The organism is Azospira sp. APE16, from assembly GCF_047901315.1.
Taxonomy (GTDB): domain Bacteria; phylum Pseudomonadota; class Gammaproteobacteria; order Burkholderiales; family Rhodocyclaceae; genus Azospira; species Azospira oryzae.
The window spans coordinates 221,509-239,582 of record NZ_CP179682.1 but is presented as its reverse complement, the minus strand read 5'-3'; the positions used below and the strand labels follow the sequence as shown (position 1 = coordinate 239,582).

Genomic DNA, 18,074 nt, shown 5'->3' with positions numbered 1-18,074 from the left:
GAAATTACCCCCGCCCCTGGGAATCACCCCAGGGCCGGGGACGGAGGAACTAGGGCTGGGCAGCCTTGGCGGCCTCCAGGTTTTCCCGCATGAAACGCTTGTTGATTTTGCCGATGCTGGTACGGGCCAAGGTCTTGACGAAGGAAACCTGCATCAGCACCCCGTAGCGGGAGACGCCCAGGGTTTCCGCCAGGTGGGCGGCATGGTTGCGGATGGCGTGCTCGGTGACCTGGCCTTCCATTTCCGGCTTCAGTACCACCAGGGCCAGAGGCCTCTCGCCCCACTTCTCGTCCTTGACCCCGATCACCGCCACCTCGTGCACCGCCGGGTGCTGGCCGATGATGTCTTCCAGCTGCAGGGAGGAGGTCCACTCACCACCGGTCTTGATCACGTCCTTGATGCGGTCGGTGATCTGGATGGAGCCGTTGGCGTCGATGTTGCCGATGTCGGCGGTGTGCAGGTAGCCCCCACCCCACAGCTCTTCGGCCGCCGCCGGATCCTTCAGGTAGCCCTGGGTCAGCCAGGGGGAGCGCACCACCAGTTCGCCGACGGCCTGGCCGTCGTGGGGCTGGGGCCGCATTTCCGGATCGACGATGCGCAGGTCCACCAGGGGCAGGGGCAGGCCGGTACGGGCGCGCAGGGCAGCCTGCTCGGCCAGGGGGGCCTGCAGCTTGGCCGTGGGCAGGTGGGCCACGGACAGGATGGGACAGGTCTCCGACATGCCGTAGCCGGTGAAGACGTCGATCCCCTTTTCCAGGGCCGCCACCGCCATGGCCTGGGGCAGGGCGGAGCCGCCGATCATGACCTTCCAGCCGGACAGGTCCGTCTCCCTTGCCAGGGCATGGTTGAGCAGCATGTGGAGGATGGTGGGCACGCAGTGGGAGAAGGTGACCCGCTCCCGGGCCTTCAATCGCAACAGCACCTCGGGCTGGTAACGTCCCGGGTAGACCTGCTTCAGGCCCAGCATGGTGGCCACGTAGGGCAGGCCCCAGGCATGCACGTGGAACATGGGGGTGATGGGCATGTACACATCGTCCCGGTGCAGGCGGCCCTGTACCGGCGAGGTGCCGAGGCCGGTGGCTGCGCCCATGGTGTGCATCACCAGTTGCCGGTGGCTGAAATAGACCCCCTTGGGCAGGCCCGTGGTGCCGGTGGTGTAGAAGGTGGTGGCCTTGGCGTTCTCGTCGAAGTCGGGGAAGTCGTAATCGGTGGCGGCAGCCGCCAGCAGCTCTTCGTACTCCCCGGCGAAGGAGACCGGGGCCTGCATTTTCTCCGGATTCTCATGGTCGCCGTGGATCAGGACGAAGGTCTTGACACTCTCCAGGCGCTCCGCCATGGCCTGCAGCAAAGGAAGGAACTCGCTGTTCACCAGCACCACGTCGGCCCGGGCATGGTTCAGGGTGTACAGCATCTGCTCCGCCGTCAGGCGCACATTCACCGTCTGCAGCACGGCGCCCATCATGGGCACGGCGAAGAAGCACTCCAGATAGCGGTGGCTGTCCCAGTCCATCATGGCCACCGTATGGCCGGGCTCCACCCCCAGGGCCGCCAGGGCGTTGGCCAGGCGGCCGATGCGCTGCTGCAGGGTGCGGTAGGTGTAGCGGACGCTGTCCCGGTAGACGATTTCCTGGTCCGGCGCATGGGCCAGGGGGGTGTGCAGCAGATGCTTGATCAGCAGCGGGTAGGAATAGGCGGACGGAGTGGTCTCGATGAGTTGGACCGGCATGGCGTTCTCCCTCGTTTTTATTTATGTCGGTACGGCTGTGTTCTCAAGAGGGATGTTACAGGAGGGTGACAGGCACCGTAAGGCGCGGCCCGCGCCGCCCCCCGATCTGCAGGCAATAAAAAAGCCCGCCCCCGGCAGGGGACGGGCCTGTGACGACTGCGGCCGGGCTTAGAGGCCGGCGTCGCTCTTCAACAGGGCGGCGCGGTCGGTGGCTTCCCAGGTGAATTCCGGCTCGTCGCGGCCGAAGTGGCCGTAGGCGGCGGTCTTCTCGTAGATGGGACGCAGCAGGTCGAGCATGTTCACGATGCCCTTGGGACGCAGGTCGAAGTGCTTGCGCACCAGGGCGGTCAGGGTCTCGTTGCTCACCTTGCCGGTGCCGAAGGTTTCCACCATGATGGAGGTGGGCTCGGCCACGCCGATGGCGTAGGAGACCTGCACCAGGCACTTGCTGGCCAGGCCGGCGGCGACGATGTTCTTGGCCACATAACGGCCGGCGTAGGCGGCGGAACGGTCCACCTTGGAGGGGTCCTTGCCGGAGAAGGCGCCGCCGCCGTGGGGCGCGGCACCGCCGTAGGTGTCCACGATGATCTTGCGGCCGGTGAGGCCGCAGTCGCCCTGGGGACCGCCGACGACGAATCGGCCGGTGGGGTTCACCAAATATTTGATGTCGCCCTTGATCAGTTCCTTGGGCAGCACCGGCTTGATGATTTCCTCGATGGTAGCTTCCCGGATGGCTTCCAGGCTCATGTCCGGGGCGTGCTGGGTGGACAGCACCACGGTGTCGATGGAGTCGGGCTTGCCGTCCACGTAGCGGATGGTGACCTGGGACTTGGCATCGGGACGCAGCCAGGGCAGGCGGCCGTCCTTGCGCAGCAGGGCCTGGCGCTCCACCAGACGGTGGGAGAGGAAAATCGGCAGGGGCATCAGGGACGGGGTTTCGTCACAGGCGTAGCCGAACATCAGGCCCTGGTCGCCAGCGCCCTGGCCCAGGTTGTCGTCGTAGGCCTTGTTCACGCCCTGGGCGATGTCCGGACTCTGCTTGTCGTAGGCCACCAGCACGGCGCAGCCCTTGTAGTCGATGCCGTATTCGGTGTTGTCGTAGCCGATGCGCTTGATGGTGTCCCGGGCCACCTGGATGTAATCCACGTTGGCATTGGTGGTAATCTCGCCCGCCAGAACCACCAGACCGGTGTTGCAAAGGGTCTCGGCGGCGACGCGGGAATGCTTGTCCTGGGCCAGGATGGCGTCCAGGATGGCATCGGAGATCTGGTCGGCGACCTTGTCGGGATGGCCTTCGGAAACGGATTCCGAGGTAAAGAAGTATTCAGCCATGTGTACTGCTCCTAAAGAATTCCCCGTGTTACTTGACCGGCGCGACCGGCTCCGGGGGAGAGCAGGCGACGCTTTAGCAGTATTTGTGAACCGCCCTGCAAGTTGTCCTGATTAACTCGGCGGCCGATAATTCTATTTTTTCGCCGGCCCCGGGTCAAACCCGTCGCTCCCGGCAATTTGAGCGCCATCAAAAATACGTTCCGCGAGCCCACCCCTTGAGCCTTCTCTTCCGCCTCCTCGCCTGCCTCCCTCTGGCCTGGCTCCACGCCCTGGGCGCCCTGCTCGGGCGCCTGGTGTACCGCCTGTCCGCCACCTACCGCTCCCACCTGCAGCAGAACCTGGCCCTGGCCTACCCGGCCGACGCCGCCACGGACCTGATCCCGGCCATTGCCCGGGAGGCGGGCAAGGGCGTCCTGGAACTACCCAAGGTCTGGCTGCGCCCCCTGGAGGAAGTGGCGGCCAGGGTGGTGCAGGTGAGCGGCTGGGAGCTGGTGGAGGCGGCCTGGGCGGAGGACGAAGGCATCATCTTCCTCACTCCCCATCTGGGCTGCTTCGAGATCACCGCCCAGTACTATGCCCGGCAGGCGGCCCGGGCCCGGCCGGCGGCCCCCATCACCGTGCTCTTCCGCCCGCCCAAGCTGGAGTGGCTGGGCCGCATCATCGCCGCCGGCCGGGCCCGGGGCGAACACCTGAAGCTGGCCCCGGCCGACCTTTCCGGCGTACGGGCCCTGATCCGGGCACTGAAGCGCAAGGAGGCGGTGGGCCTGTTGCCGGACCAGGCCCCCGGTGCCGGCGAAGGCAAATGGCTGCCCTTCTTCGGCCGCCCCGCCTACACCATGACCCTGGCGGCCCGCCTCTCGGAAGCCGGCGGCCGGGTGATCTTCGCCTACGGCGAGCGCCTGCCCCAGGGCCGCGGCTACCACCTGCACCTGCAGGCGCCGACCCAGCCCCTGACGGGCGACACGGTGGCCCGGGCGGCCCAGATCAACCGGGAACTGGAAACTCTGATCCGCCAGTGCCCGAGCCAGTACCTGTGGGGCTACAACCGCTACAAGCGCCCCCGGGGCGCCGAACCGGCGCCGACAGCAGCGGAGGATTGCCGGTGACCCGTCTCGCCCTGGCCCTGCTCTGGCTCTGCCACTTCCTGCCCCTGCCCCTGCTGCGGGCCCTGGGCGCCGCCTTCGGCTACCTGCTGTACCTGCTCGGCGCCGAACGGCGGCGGGTCACCCACACCAACCTGGCCCTGTGCTTTCCCGAACTTGGCGCAGGGGAACGCCGGCGGCTGGCCCGGCGCCATTTCGTCGCCTTCGGCCAGTCCTTCCTGGACCGGGCCCTGCTCTGGCACGCCTCCCCGGCCCGGCTGCAACGCCTGATCCAGGTGGAAGGCTGGGACAACCTGCCCCGGGACGGCGCCCCCACCCTGGTCCTGACGCCCCATTTCCTCGGCCTGGATGCGGGCTGGAGCGCCCTGACCCGGGACCGTCCCATGCTTTCGGTCTATTCCCAGCAGAAGAACCCCCACTTCAACGCCGCCCTCTACGCCGGCCGCATGCGTTTCAACACCCCCAACCTGCTCTCCCGCCAGGACGGCATGCGCAAGGTGGTGAAGGCCCTGGCCGAAGGGCGGCCCTTCTACTACCTGCCGGACATGGACTTCGGCCCCCGGGACGCCATCTTCGTGCCTTTCTTCGGCATCCCCGCTGCCACCATCACCGGCGTCGCCCGCCTCGCCGCCCTGGGCAAGGCCCGGGTGGTGCCCTGCATCGCCGAGATGACGCCCCGCGGCTACCGGGTGCGCCTGCTGCCGGCCTGGGAACATTACCCCAGCGGCGACGTCACAGCCGACACCCGCCGCGTCAATGCCTTCATCGAGTCGGAGGTACGGCGCATCCCGGAGCAGTATTACTGGGTACACAAGCGCTTCAAGACCCGGCCCCCAGGCGAAGCCCGTTTCTACTGAGCAGCACCGCGAAAGACCCGCCATGCCCTCCTCCGCACCGTCCATCCCCCTGATCCGCCCCGTCGCCCGGGAAGAGGTGGGCGCCATCGCCCAACTGGCCCGCACGGTCTGGCAGCTTGCCTACCGGGACATCATCAGCCAGGCCCAGATCGACTACATGCTGGGCCAGCGCTATGGCGCGCCCCGCTTGCTGGAAGAGCTGGCCCGCCCCGACATCTGGTGGGACCAGGCCTTCGTCTGCGCCCGCCGCCTCGGCTTCGCCGCCACCCAGGCCACCGCTACCCCGGCCGAATTCAAGCTGGACAAGCTCTACGTCCATCCCGAGGCCCAGCGCCAGGGCGTCGGCAGCGCCCTGTTGCAGCACGTGGCCCAACGCTGCCGGGCCCGGGGCGGCAAGCACCTGATCCTGGCGGTGAACAAGAACAACGCCCAGGCCATCGCCGCCTACCGCAAGAACGGCTTCGAAGTACGGGAATCGGTCTGCGTGGAGATCGGCAACGGCTTTGTCATGGATGACTTTATAATGGCCCGGTCCCTCGCTTGAAAGCACGCAGGCCAACGCCATGAAACTCAAATTCACCAAGATGCACGGACTGGGCAACGACTTCGTCGTGCTCGACGGCGTGCGCCAGAACATCACCCTCACCCCGGCCCAGCTGCGCTTCCTCGCCGACCGCAACTTCGGTGTCGGCTGCGACCAGATCCTGCTGGTGGAAAAGCCCGGCCAGGCCGGCGTCGATTTCCGTTACCGCATCTTCAATGCCGACGGCAGCGAAGTGGAGCAGTGCGGCAACGGCGCCCGCTGTTTCGTCCGCTTCGTGCACGAACAGGGCCTCACCGACAAGCGGGAAATCAAGGTGGAAACCAAGTCGGGCATCATCAGCCCCCGCCTGGAGGCCGACGGCAACGTCACCGTGGACATGGGCAAGCCCGTCTTCGCACCGGACCGCATCCCCTTCGTTTCCCCCACCGACGCGGTGATCCAGCCCCTGCAGGTGGGCGACCAGGAGGTGGCCATCACCGCCGTCTCCATGGGCAATCCCCACGCCGTGCAGGTGGTGGAGGACGTGGACACGGCGCCGGTGGCCATCCAGGGCCCCATGATCGAATCCCACCCGCGCTTTCCCCAGCGGGTCAATGCCGGCTTCCTGCAGGTGGTGGACCGGCACAGCGTGCGCCTGCGGGTCTACGAGCGGGGCGCCGGCGAAACCCTGGCCTGCGGCACCGGCGCCTGCGCCGCCGTGGTGGCCGGCATCAGCCGCGACCTGCTGGATTCCCCGGTGCGCGTCAGCACCCGGGGCGGCGAACTGAGCATTGCCTGGAACGGCCCCGGCACCCCGGTGCACATGACCGGCCCGGCCGTCACCGTCTTTAGCGGAGAAATCGAACTGTGAGCGACATCCAAACCCCGCGCCTCTCCGGCGCCGACGTGGCCGAATACCTGGAACACAACCCCCAGTTCTTCGAAGAGCACGCCGACCTCATTTCCCGGCTGGTAATTCCCCACCCCCACGGGGGCCGGGCCATCTCCATCACCGAGCGGCAGATGCTCACCCTGCGCGACAAGAACAAGGCCCTGGAAGGCAAGATGGCCGAACTGCTCGGCTTCGGCGAAGCCAACGATGCCATCAGCGAAAAGATGCACCGGCTGGCGGTGGCCCTGGTGGCCGCCACCACCTTCCAGGCGGTGATCCACATCCTGGATTTCCATCTCAAGGAAGACTTCGCCATCCCCCACGTGGCCCTGCGCCTGTGGGACCAACCGGAAGGCGTGGGCGAGCTGCCCGAGTTCGCCGCCGTCTCCGAGGAACTGCAGGTCTTCGCCGAAACCCTGGGCCGGCCCTACTGCGGCTCCACCTCCGGCTTCGAGACTTCCACCTGGTTCGGCGACACCTCCGCCCACATCCGTTCCCAGGCCCTGGTGGCCCTGCGCAACGGCGGCGGCACCTTCGGCATGATCGCCATGGGCAGCGAGAGCATGGACCGCTTCTACGCCGACATGGGCACCCTCTACCTGGAACGGCTGGGCGAGATCGTCTCCGCCGCCATCGGCCGGGCCCTGCGCCACTAGGCAAGGCGGGCTCCATGGACGGCCACAGCCTCGCCGGAGCCTTCCTCGACGAACTGGCGACCCAGCGTCGCCAGTCGCCCCACACCGTCAGCAACTACCGCCGGGACCTGGGCAAGCTCCTGGCCCTGGCCGCCGAACTGCCGGGAAGCCCGGGCCTGGGCGAACTACAGTCCCACCACATCCGCCGCTTCGTCGGCCTGCTCCACGGCCGCGGCCTGGCGGGCCGCTCCCTGGCCCGCAGCCTGTCGGCCTGGCGTGTCTTCTACCGCTGGCTCGGCCGCCACGGCCACGCCGGCCACAATCCCTGCGAAGGGGTGCGGCCGCCCAAGAGCCCCAAGGCCCTGCCCCGCACCCTGTCGCCGGACGAGACGGCCCGCCTGCTGGAAACCTCCATCGATCCGAACGATCCCCAGGAGCTGCGGGACCAGGCCATGTTCGAGCTGTTCTATTCCTCCGGCCTGCGCCTGGCGGAGCTGGCCGAGCTGAACGTGGATGCCCTGACCGACATCGGCGGCGGCGAAGTCCGGGTCCACGGCAAGCGGGACAAGGAGCGGGTGGTGCCCGTCGGCAGCAAGGCGCGGCAGGCCCTGGCCGCCTGGATGGCGCGGCGGCCCGAGCTGGCCCGGCCGGAGGAGAAGGCCCTCTTCGTCGGTGCCCGGGGCCGGCGCATCGCCCACGGCATCATCCAGCAGCGCCTCTCCCGCCGGGCCCTGCTGGCCGGCCTGCCCAGCCACGTGCATCCCCACATGCTGCGCCACTCCTTTGCCAGCCACGTGCTGCAGTCCTCCAGCGACCTGCGGGCGGTGCAGGAGATGCTCGGCCATGCCAGCATCGCCTCGACCCAGGTCTATACCCACCTGGATTTCCAGCACCTGGCCCAGGTATACGACACCGCCCATCCCCGGGCCAAGCGCAAGTAAGGCCATGGCCAAGCCCGATCCACGCCAGGACCTGAGCCGCTACCGGCGCAACCAGCAGGGTGAGGTGGACAGCGCCGCCCTCTACCAAGCCATGGCCGAGGCGGAAACCAAGCCGGAACTGGCCGCCATCTACCGCCGCCTGGCCGCCGCCGAGGCGGCCCACGCCCAGTTCTGGCAACGCCGCCAGGAGCGGGCCGGGCAGCCGGCCCCGAGCCTGGGTCCCACCTGGCGCGCCCGCATCCTCATCTGGCTGGCCCGGCACCTGGGCGCCGCCAGCGTCCTGCCCACCGTGGCGGCCCGGGAAAGCCTGGACCAGACCAGCTACGACGACCAGCGAGAATCCCGCCACACCGACCTGCCAGCCCAGGAGCGGGCCCACGCCCGCCTGCTCTTCCGCCTCACCTCCATGGGCAACGGCGGCCGCTGGGACGGCGGCGCCTATGCCCGCCTGGAAGGGCGCCACGGCGCCGGCGGCGGCAATGCCCTGCGGGCCGCCGTGCTTGGCGCCAACGACGGCCTCGTCTCCACCCTCAGCCTGGTCATGGGGGTGGCCGGCGCCCAGTTCTCCAATACGGCCATGCTCGCCACCGGCCTGGCCGGCATGCTGGCCGGCGCCTGCTCCATGGCCATGGGCGAATGGATCTCGGTGCAGAGCAGCCGGGAAATGTACGCCCACCAGATCGCCGCCGAAGCGGAGGAGCTGGCCGAAGTGCCGGCGGAGGAGCAGGCCGAGCTGGCCCTCATCTACCAAGCCAAGGGCTTCACCGCCGAGGAGGCCGCCGCCATTGCCGCCCGGGTCATCCAGAACCAGGAGACGGCCCTCGACACCCTGACCCGGGAAGAACTGGGCATCAACCCGGACGACCTGGGGGGCTCCGCCGGCACCGCCGCCCTGGCTTCCTTCGCCGTATTCCTGGTGGGCGCCCTCATTCCCATCCTGCCCCTGCTGTTCCTCCAGGGCAGGGCCGCTGTCATGGGCAGCGCCGTGGCCAGTGCCCTCGGGCTGTTCCTCATCGGCGCCGCCATTTCCATTTTCACCGGCCGCCATCCGGGCCGGGCCGGCCTGCGCCAGCTGCTCATCGGCATGGCCGCCGCAGCCGTCACCTACGGCGCCGGCTACGCCGTCGAGGCCTGGCTGGCCGCCTGACCACCTGACCGCCCCTATCGGCGCGGGCCGTGGCGCCGTACGGCATCGCCCGGTACACTGCGCACCTTTGCCGCCGCCGCGGCGCCGCTTTGCAAGGTCTGCCCATGTCCCAGCTCATCCTCTTCCCCGGCAAGGAACGCTCCCTGCTGCGCCGCCATCCCTGGATCTTCGCCGGCTCCGTCGGCCGCCTGAAGGGCAAGGCCCGTCCCGGCGACACGGTGGAGGTATTGGCCGACGACGGCAAGTTCCTGGCCCGGGCCGCCTACAGCCCCGATTCCCAGATCCGGGCCCGGGTGTGGACCTTCAATGAAAACGAGACCATCGACGACGTCTTCTTCAAGCGCCGCATCGCCGAGGCCGTAGCCCGGCGCCGCAACCTGCCGGAGTTGAAGAACGAGGAAGGCGTGCGTCTGCTGCACGGCGAATCCGACGGCCTGCCCGGGGTCGTCTGCGACCAGTACGGCGACACCCTCTCCCTACAACTGACCTCGGCCGGCGGCGAGAAGTGGCGCAAGGCCATCGTCAATGCCCTGGTCCAGGCCACCGGCTGCGCCCGCATCTACGAGCGCTCCGACTCGGACGTACGCCGCCTCGAAGGCCTGAAGCCGGTCACCGGCTGGCTCCACGGCGAGGCCCCGGCCGGCGATCTCTCCATCATGGAGAACGGCGTGCGCCTGCTGGTGGATGTGGTGGGCGGCCACAAGACCGGCTTCTACCTGGACCAGCGGGAGAACCGCCTGCTCACCGGCGCCCTGGCGGCGGGCAAGAGCGTGCTCAACTGCTTCTGCTACACCGGCGGCTTTTCCCTGCAGGCCCTGGCCGGCGGGGCCGCCTCCGTGCTCTCCATCGACTCTTCCGGCCCGGCCCTGGAGACGGCCAAGCGCAACCTGGCCCTCAATCCCCAGCTGGATGCCGCCCGCGCCGAATGGTGGGAGGCCGACGTGTTCGCCGCCCTGCGCGAGCTGCGCAAGGCCGAGCGCAAGTTCGACCTGATCGTGCTCGACCCGCCCAAGTTCGCTCCTTCCGCCGCCCACGCCGACCGGGCAGCCCGGGCCTACAAGGACATCAACCTGCTGGGCTTCCGCCTGCTCAATCCGGGCGGCCTGCTGTTCACCTACTCCTGCTCCGGCGGCATCGGCAACGAGCTGTTCCAGAAGATCATCGCCGGCGCCGCCCTCGACGCCGGCGTGGATGCCCGCATCCTGCGCCACCTGGTGGCCGGTCCGGACCACCCCATCGCCCTGGCGGTGCTGGAAGGCGAATACCTCAAGGGCCTGCTCTGCCAGGTGTGACCCCCGGCGCCTCGCCACGGCTGCCGCTGCAATAGCGCCGGCAATATTCCGTCGACATATTTTCATTCCGGGCCTATGCTGCATGGGCAGTCGGCGCGGCCGCCCATCGATGTCGTAATACATTGGTAATAAAGCACTTTCCAACAAGACCGCCCGCCGCCTGCAACGCACGGCATCGGGCGGCATGGCGGCTGCCGCGACCGATATCCATCCTCCGCCGCCACTGAAGGAGTGCATCATGGCTATTCTGAGTTTCAACGGCCGGGTCAATATCGCGGTCCGCATCGTCACCGAACAGTACCCCGCCGCCAAGCTGTACGAAGCCGACGGCATCGCCTCCAAGGGCCCCACCACGGACCCGGCCCAGATCGACCAGCTGCGCGTGGTGTTCCAGAATTCCAACAACACCACGGTCATCATCAAGTCCACCGGCTATGGCGAATTCGGCGCTCCCGTGCTCATTCCCGAACCCTGGCTGGAGGACGTGGTGATCCAGTGGCCGGTGCCCATGGACCTGCCCGAAGCCAACAAGCTGAAGGAACAGGCCGGCTTCACCCAGGCCTACGGCGCCGTGACCCTGCGCAATCCCCTGGGGCCCAAGCTGGGCAATCCCTACTTCATTTTCGGTGGCAACCCGAGCCAGCCCTACGTCTTCGTGGACGTGGTCACCGGCCAGGTGCACCAGGGCCGCTGATCCTCCGGCGGCGTTCCAGGGCCGGCGCCTCCCGCAGGAGGGCCGGCCTTTTCCATCCCGGGACGGGCTAGTCAGGGAGTGGCGAAAGGCACTACAGTGCCCGGACCCGCGCTTATCTTGTCCGCCATGACCTCCTCCCGCACCTCCCTGTTGCTGCTCCTGGCCGTCGCCACCCTGGCCCTGCTCGGCATCACCGGCTACCGCCCCTATGACCGGGCCATCTGGCTGCTGGAGGTGCTGCCGGTACTGATCGCCCTGCCCCTGCTGGCCCTGACCTGGCGCCGCTATCCCCTGACCACCCTGCTGTATGTCTGCATCTTCATCCACGGGGTGATCCTCATGGTGGGCGGCATGTACACCTATGCCAGGGTGCCCGTGGGCTTCCAGGTGGCCGAATGGCTGCACCTGCAGCGCAATCCCTACGACAAGCTGGGCCATCTCTTCCAGGGCTTCGCCCCGGCCCTGATCGTCCGGGAAATACTGCTGCGGGGCGCCTATGTGCGGGGACGCAAGATGCTGTTCTTCCTCGTCACCTGCGTCGTGCTGGCCATCAGCGCCACCTATGAACTGCTGGAATGGTGGACCGCCCTGGCCTTCGGCCAGGGGGCGGACGACTTCCTCGGCACCCAGGGCGATCCCTGGGACACCCAGTCGGACATGTTCTGCGCCCTGCTCGGCGCTCTCCTGGCCCAGCTGGGACTGGCCCGCTGGCAGGATCGGCAGATCGCCGCCCTGCCCCGTCCGAAAGCCTGAGGGGCGAAAAAAAAGCGCGGATCGCTCCGCGCTTTTTCATTTGGAGACCGAGCCGCCTCAGTGCACCCGCTTGCGCTTGGTGTACTCCTGCACCAGGGCCAGCAGCTCGTCTTCCTGGTAGGGCTTGCCCAGGTAGTGGTTCACCCCGATCTCGAAGGCGTAGTTGCGGTGCTTGTCCGCCGTGCGGGAGGTGATCATGATGATGGGCAGGTGCTTCAGGCGCTCGTCCGCCCGCACGTTGCGGGTGAAGTCGAAGCCGTCCATGCGCGGCATCTCGATGTCCACCAGCAGCACGTCGGGCATGGTGTCGATCAGCTGCTCCAGACCATCCACGCCGTCCTTGGCCGTCAGCACGTGGTAACCCTCGCGGGACAGCAGGCGGCTGGTGATCTTGCGCACGGTGAGGGAGTCGTCCACCACCATCACCGTCGGCAGGGTCTGGGCCGGCGTCTCTTCCACCGGCACCGACTCCAGGGGCGCCGCCGGAGTATGCACCGCCACGCTGGCTTCGCTGCGGGCCGCCAGGGCCACCGGGTTGAGGATCAGCAGCACCTGGCCGTCGCCGAGCACGGTGGCGCCGGCAATGCCGATCACCCGGGCCAGCTGGGGGCCGACGTTCTTGACCACGATTTCCTGGTTGCCGAACAGCTCGTCCACCTGGATCGCCGCCCGCTGGGTGCCGGAGCGCAGCAGCAGCACCCAGGACAGGCGCCGGGCTTCGGGCAGGGCCTGGGGTTCGCCCAGCAGGTGGGGCAGGAAGTGGTAGGGATAGCGGTTGCCCAGCCATTCCACCTGACCGGTCTCGCGGATGCCGGCCAGGACCTGCTCCTTCACTTCCTGGACCTGGGCGATCATGGCCGAGGGAATGGCGTAGCGGCGATTGCCGACGCGCACGATGAGGGCCTGGGTGACAGCCAGGGTCAGGGGCAGGTAGATGCGGAAGGTGAGGCCCTTGCCGGCCACCGACTGCATTTCCAGGCGGCCGCCCAGGTTGGTCACTTCGGTGCGCACCACGTCCATGCCGACGCCGCGGCCGGCGATCTGGGAGACCTCGCCGGCGGTGGAAAAGCCGGGAGCAAAAATCAGGTCGGCCAGGTGGGCGTCGTCCGCCTCCTCGCCGGCAGCCAGCAACCCCTGGCTCTCGGCCTTGGCGCGGATGCGCTGCAGGTCCAGGCCGGCGCCATCGTCGGCCATGGTGATGATGATTTCGTTGCCTTCCTGGGCCACCTTCAGTTCGATCTCGCCGATCTCTTCCTTGCCGGCGGCGAGGCGGCCTTCCCGGCTTTCCAGGCCGTGGGCGACGGAGTTGCGCAGCATGTGCTCCAGGGGGGCGACCATCTTGTCCAGCACGCCCCGGTCCAGTTCCACCTGGCCGCCGACGATTTCCAGGTTGGCCCGCTTGCCCACTTCCTTCGCCGTCTGCCGCACGATGCGGTGCAGACGCTCGGTCTGGCTGCTGAAGGGCACCATGCGCACGCTCATCAGGGACTGCTGCAGCTCCCGGTTGAGGCGGGCCTGGGCGATGATGGCGGCGTTGGCTTCGTCCAGGTTCTTCAGCAGGTTCTGCTGCACCGTGGCCACGTCGTTCACCGACTCGGCCATCATCCGGGTCAGTTCCTGGAAGCGGGTGAAGCGGTCGAACTCCAGGGGGTCGAAGCCGGCATGGGCCACTTCCGCCTCGGCGGTGCGGGCCTGGATCTGGGTCTCGGCCTGGATTTCCACCTCCCGCAGCTGGCGCCGCAGGCGGATCACGTTTTCCGTCAGGTCGAGCAGGGAATCCTTGAGGCTGCGCATTTCCCCTTCGATGCGGGCCCGGGCGATGGACAGCTCGCCGGCCTCGTTCACCAGCCGGTCCATCAGGTCGGAGCGCACCCGCAGGGTGGCGCGGGAGGCGGCGGCCGCATCGACTTCCGGCTCGGCCGCTGCAACCTGCACCGTGGCCGGGGCCTCGGCTGCGGGCCGCTCCGGCTGGGCCACCGCGGCAGGCATCTCGGCGGAAGCAGGCGCTGCCTGGGTTTCCGGCATGGCCGGTGCGAGATCGGCTTCCGCCGTCTCCGGCAGGGCCAGCAGTTCCACCGGCAGGGGCGTATCCAGGGTGTCGCCGGAAGCCAGGCGCTCGACGATCTGGGCGATGGCGTCGAAAGCGATCTGGATTTCCTCGATCAGGGCCGCTTCCGCCGCCCCGGCCTTGTGGGCCTGCTCGACCCGGGTTTCCAGGGTGTGGGTCAGTTCCCCCAGGTTCATGGCGCCGGCCATGCGGGCCGAACCCTTGAGGGTATGCAGCAGCCGGGCCAGAGCCCGGGCCACGTCGGCATCGTGGGGATCGTCGTGCCACAGGCGCAGCTGCTCGGTGATGCTCTGGGTCAGTTCCTGGGCTTCTTCGAGGAAGATGGGCAGCAGCTGCTCGTCCAGGTCGTCCTTGAGCTGCACCGGCACCGGCGGGGCGGCGGGGGCTGCAGCCGGAGCGCCGGCGCTGACCACGGCCGGCACTTCGTGGCCGTCGCCGTTGTCGTTGAGGGCCGCGGGGAACAGGGTGTCCAGGGCATCCGCCAGGTGGGAGGCGGGCTCCGGCGGCTGCTGGGCGGCAACGCTGGCCACCATTTCCTCCAGGGAGGAGATGGCCAGGCGGATGATTTCCAGGGCTTCCAGGCTGGCTGGATGGGCCGACTGGTCGCGCCGCAGCAGGGCGTGTTCCAGGGCCCGGCCAAGGCGGTTGATGGCGTCCAGGCCGATGGTGCCGGCGATGCTGCCCAGGGTGTGGGCGGCCCGGGTGAAGGGCTCGGCCGTGGGCATTTCCGGGTCGGTCTCGAGCAGGCCGAACTGGCGCTGCAGGGCTTCCAGGTGGCCCTGGGCCTCTTCCATGAAAATCTGGTAGAGGGTGGAGGAGACCTTCAGGGTCGGCCGCGGCGGCGGTGGCGCTTCTTCGGCCTCCAGCTCGGGCAGGATGTCCTGGGCGGCGGGCGCCGGGGGCGTCAGCTCGATCTCCTGGGCCATATCCGGCACAGTCTCGGACGGAGCCTCGATTTCGCCGTCGAAGGCGATGTCGAGGGCAGGCTCGCTCTCCAGCGACAGCGGCGATGACTCGGGGGCTGCTGCGACGGCGGGCTCGGCCGGCAGTTCCGTCAGGGCGATGGGTTCGTCGGTGGCGGCGACTTCCGGCAGCGGCTCCACCGCGGCAGGCATCTCCAGCTCACCCAGGTCGTCCAGGGGCGGCAGTTCCAGGGTTTCCAGATCGCCGGAGAGCTCGTGTTCTTCGTCCAGCTCCGGGACAGCGGCTTCCAGCACGGCTTCCGGCCGAGCTTCTGCCATGGCTGGCGCCGCCTCCGGGGCGGCCGGCGCGGGGGCCGCATCCCCCAGGTCGAAATCAAAATCCAGGGCGGCGGGCGTCACTTCCTCCAGGGCCGGCAATTCTTCCAGGGCCAGATCCACGTCGGCCGTCGCGGCGACGGGAGCTTCCTCCAGTTCCGGCAGGGTCAGTTCCTCGATCTCCGGCACCGCCTCGAGCGCTGTCGCCGCGTCGGTTTCCTGCACGGCAGGCACCTCGGCCTCCGCCATGAAGTCGCGCATGTCGCTGGCGATCACCGGCATCACTTCCATGGCCGGGGGCGTCAGGTCCACCGAGGCCCCATCCAGGTCCACCTCCAGGCCCAGGTCGGCGAAGGGAGTGCTCTCCTCCAGGGACAGTTCGGGCAGGGCAGAGGCCGGTGCCGCCTCGGCCACCGGTGCCGGCGGGGTTTCGGCCCCGCGCATGGTGTCGGCTTTGGTCACCAGGGCCGCGGGATCGGGGGCACCGCCTTCCCGGGTTTCCAGGTAGCGGACCCAGGCGGAGAAGAGGACATGGGCCTCTTCGATGAGGGCGAACAGTTCCGGGCTGACGTCATATTCCTGGCGCAGCCACAGGTTGAGCACCTGCTCGATGGCCCAGGCGGTTTCGCCCAGGTCCTTGAGTCCGACCATGCGGCCGCTGCCCTTGAGGGTATGGAAACTGCGGCGGATGGTGGTGAGGAAATCGACGTTGTGGGGCTGCTCCCGCAGCAGGCCGATGTGGCTGCCGATGGTGCCGAGCACTTCCTGGGCCTCTTCCAGGAAGATGGAGAGCAGCTCCGCGTCCAGCTCCTCTTCCGAGGCCTGGGTCAGCTTGATGGTTTCGGCGGACGGCGCCGGGGCGGCAGCCACCTGGGGCTTGATCTCGGCCAGGGCCGCATCCAGGGCAGGGGCGGCGGCATCCAGGTGGGGCGCGGCCTCCAGGGCCGACAGGGCTGCCTTGGCCTGCTGTCCCAGGGCCTTGTCGGCCACCAGGTCTGCATCCTTCTGCAGGGACTCCAGGTTCTGCTTCAGTTCCTGGCGCAGGTTGGCGTCGGCGGGCTGTTCCTTCAGCGCCTCCATCAGGGCCTGGGTTTCCTTCTTCTGCTTTTCCAGTTCCTGTTCCACCGACGGGGCGGCGGCTTCCACCACCTCTTCGACCTCTTCCTCCTCCCGGTTGCCCTGGGGTCCCAGGCCGCGGGAGAAGGCGGAGAAGTCGGCGCTGCCCTTGGCCAGTTCCCGGGGCAGGGCTTCGACGAAGAAGCCGAGGGCGGAAAGCTGGCTGGCGACGGCCTCGAAATCAGCCTCCACCGGCTCGTAGTCGGGGGCGGAGAAGCGGGCGATGCGGGCGCTGCAATCGGCCAGGGTGGCCACGGCCGCGTCCTGGCCGAGGATGGTGAGGGCGCCGGTGACCTGCTTCAGGGGCATGTCCAGGCCGGCCAGGTCGCCGCGGCGGGAAACGTCGCGGAAGAAGGCGTCCAGCACCTGTTCGATCTGCACCAGGTTGGTCTGGATTTCCTTGGCCACCTGGCTGTTGAGCAGGCGCTCCTGGGCCCGGCGGGACATTTCGTCCAGCCCCGGCACCTCGGCCCCGGTCTCGGCCGGCTGGCCGCTGACACAGGCGTGCAGGCGGGCCACCATGACGTCCACCTGGTGGGCGAAATCCTGGCCCAAGTGCTCGAAATTTTCCTGGGCATTGGCCGCCAGCAGAATGCCGGTGGCCAGTTCCATGCCCATCACCTCGCTATGGCGGGCAGGCTTTTCCACCAGCCAGTTGGCGGTCCCCAGCAGGGCTTTGCAGAGGCGGTGGAAGTCGTGCTGGCCCAGCTGCTCCGCGCCCTGGGCCAGATGGCCCACCTGTTCGCGGAAGGTCGGCAGGGCGGAGCCGGTGCCGGCGCAGAACTTGCCCCAGGCCTCCTCGGCGGCGGCGATGTGCTCGCGCAGGCGGCGCAGCACCAGTTCCTGGGCCGGCGTGGCGTGGATCACCCCGTCGCCGTCCACGGCGGGCAGCAGGTCGCCCAGGGCGAAGGACTGCTTGAGGCCGCTCACCACGCCATCCTGGCTGTCGGCCACGGCGACGTGATAGAGGGCGTCGCGCATCAGGCGCTCGGCGAAATTGCGGGAGCCTTCGATGAGCCGGCGGATCTGCAGGTCGATGCGGGCGCACAGCTGCTTGATGTCGTTCTCGCCGGTGACGGCGCCTTCGGCCAGGGCGGTGATGAAGCCCTGGGCCACCCACCAGAAGGAGCGGGCGGCGGGCAGATCCTGGGTGGCCTCGATGGCGGTGATGGCATCGCGCATCAGGGCCAGGCCGGCGCGGTCGCCGCGCAGCCAGGCCAGCAGGCCCCGCTGGAAGCGGCTGCGCTCGGCCCGCAGGCGCTTGTTCAGTTCGGCCGGCGGCAGGGCGGCAGCCTGGCGCCGGGGCGGACGCACCGCCAGGTCGGGGAAGAAGAGGTCGGTGGGATTGACCCGCTCCAGGCCCCGGGCCTGCTGCACGGACTGGTACAGGTCCCACAGGCGCAGGGGCTGGTTGGGCTCACCGTTGAGCAGGTCGTCCAGGTAGTGGCGGATGGCCTGCAGGGAACGCCGCACCAGATCGACGGCGGCATCGTCAGCCGGGCGCTTGCCCGACTCCAGGTCGGCCAGGAAGGCTTCCAGGGCTTCGGTGAACTGGGTCACCCCGTCCAGGCCGACAATGGCCAGGGCACCATGGACCTGGTGCAGATGGGTGCGGCCGAACTTGATCTGGGACAGGTCGCTCCGGTCCCCGCCCAGGTACTGCTGCAGGGACTGGTCGGCCCGCTCCAGGGCGGCGTCGATCTCGCCCTTCACCCAGGTGAGGGGCCCGACGTCGAATTCGGTGACTGCGCTCATGG

13 protein-coding genes are annotated in these 18,074 nt (G+C 68.6%); 10 read left to right on the top strand and 3 right to left on the bottom strand.

Going from position 1 to position 18,074, the window contains the following annotated elements; translation table 11 throughout:
* Nucleotides 1-49 precede the first annotated feature (49 nt).
* Both ACLSSQ_RS01190 and metK read right to left on the bottom strand, forming a co-directional pair.
* A complete protein-coding gene (locus ACLSSQ_RS01190; protein WP_416243557.1) occupies nt 50-1,726 on the bottom strand; it encodes a fatty acid--CoA ligase in 1,677 nt (558 codons plus the stop codon).
* A 168-nt stretch (nt 1,727-1,894) separates the two neighbouring features.
* Entirely contained in the window at nt 1,895-3,058 is a 1,164-nt protein-coding gene (gene metK, locus ACLSSQ_RS01185; RefSeq protein WP_014235756.1) for a methionine adenosyltransferase, read from the bottom strand.
* A gap of 215 nt (nt 3,059-3,273) precedes the next feature.
* On the opposite strand from metK, the gene ACLSSQ_RS01180 reads away from it, so the two are divergent.
* The 10 genes from ACLSSQ_RS01180 to ACLSSQ_RS01135 all read left to right on the top strand — a co-directional run bounded on the left by ACLSSQ_RS01180 (nt 3,274) and on the right by ACLSSQ_RS01135 (nt 11,895).
* Nucleotides 3,274-4,164 (top strand): lysophospholipid acyltransferase family protein, encoded by an 891-nt coding sequence (locus ACLSSQ_RS01180; protein ID WP_152090083.1) that lies wholly within the window; start codon nt 3,274-3,276, stop codon nt 4,162-4,164.
* Nucleotides 4,161-5,018: a lipid A biosynthesis acyltransferase gene (locus tag ACLSSQ_RS01175; RefSeq protein ID WP_416243556.1), complete on the top strand. Its 858-nt coding sequence runs from the start codon at nt 4,161-4,163 to the stop codon at nt 5,016-5,018. The genes ACLSSQ_RS01180 and ACLSSQ_RS01175 overlap by 4 nt, the downstream gene beginning before the upstream one ends.
* Nucleotides 5,019-5,040: 22 nt before the next feature.
* Nucleotides 5,041-5,562: a GNAT family N-acetyltransferase gene (locus tag ACLSSQ_RS01170; protein ID WP_416243555.1), complete on the top strand. Its 522-nt coding sequence runs from the start codon at nt 5,041-5,043 to the stop codon at nt 5,560-5,562.
* Between the two features lie 19 nt (nt 5,563-5,581).
* Nucleotides 5,582-6,412: a diaminopimelate epimerase gene (gene dapF, locus ACLSSQ_RS01165; protein ID WP_287874676.1), complete on the top strand. Its 831-nt coding sequence runs from the start codon at nt 5,582-5,584 to the stop codon at nt 6,410-6,412.
* A complete protein-coding gene (locus ACLSSQ_RS01160) occupies nt 6,409-7,089 on the top strand; it encodes a DUF484 family protein (protein ID WP_014235761.1) in 681 nt (226 codons plus the stop codon). Before dapF ends, ACLSSQ_RS01160 begins: the two co-directional genes overlap by 4 nt.
* A gap of 14 nt (nt 7,090-7,103) precedes the next feature.
* Nucleotides 7,104-8,009 (top strand): tyrosine recombinase XerC, encoded by a 906-nt coding sequence (gene xerC, locus ACLSSQ_RS01155; protein ID WP_416243554.1) that lies wholly within the window; start codon nt 7,104-7,106, stop codon nt 8,007-8,009.
* A gap of 4 nt (nt 8,010-8,013) precedes the next feature.
* Nucleotides 8,014-9,156, top strand: a complete 1,143-nt coding sequence (locus tag ACLSSQ_RS01150; protein WP_287874674.1) for a VIT1/CCC1 transporter family protein — start codon at nt 8,014-8,016, stop codon at nt 9,154-9,156.
* Between the two features lie 104 nt (nt 9,157-9,260).
* Nucleotides 9,261-10,448 (top strand): class I SAM-dependent rRNA methyltransferase, encoded by a 1,188-nt coding sequence (locus ACLSSQ_RS01145; RefSeq protein ID WP_416243553.1) that lies wholly within the window; start codon nt 9,261-9,263, stop codon nt 10,446-10,448.
* Between the two features lie 238 nt (nt 10,449-10,686).
* A complete protein-coding gene (locus ACLSSQ_RS01140) occupies nt 10,687-11,142 on the top strand; it encodes a hypothetical protein (protein ID WP_014235765.1) in 456 nt (151 codons plus the stop codon).
* 126 nt (nt 11,143-11,268) lie between these two features.
* Nucleotides 11,269-11,895 (top strand): DUF2238 domain-containing protein, encoded by a 627-nt coding sequence (locus ACLSSQ_RS01135; protein WP_416244274.1) that lies wholly within the window; start codon nt 11,269-11,271, stop codon nt 11,893-11,895.
* 57 nt (nt 11,896-11,952) lie between these two features.
* Here the strand turns inward: ACLSSQ_RS01135 and ACLSSQ_RS01130 are convergent, their stop codons facing one another.
* Complete coding sequence (locus tag ACLSSQ_RS01130) at nt 11,953-18,072, bottom strand: Hpt domain-containing protein (RefSeq protein WP_416243552.1); 6,120 nt, start codon at nt 18,070-18,072, stop codon at nt 11,953-11,955.
* Nucleotides 18,073-18,074 lie beyond the last annotated feature (2 nt).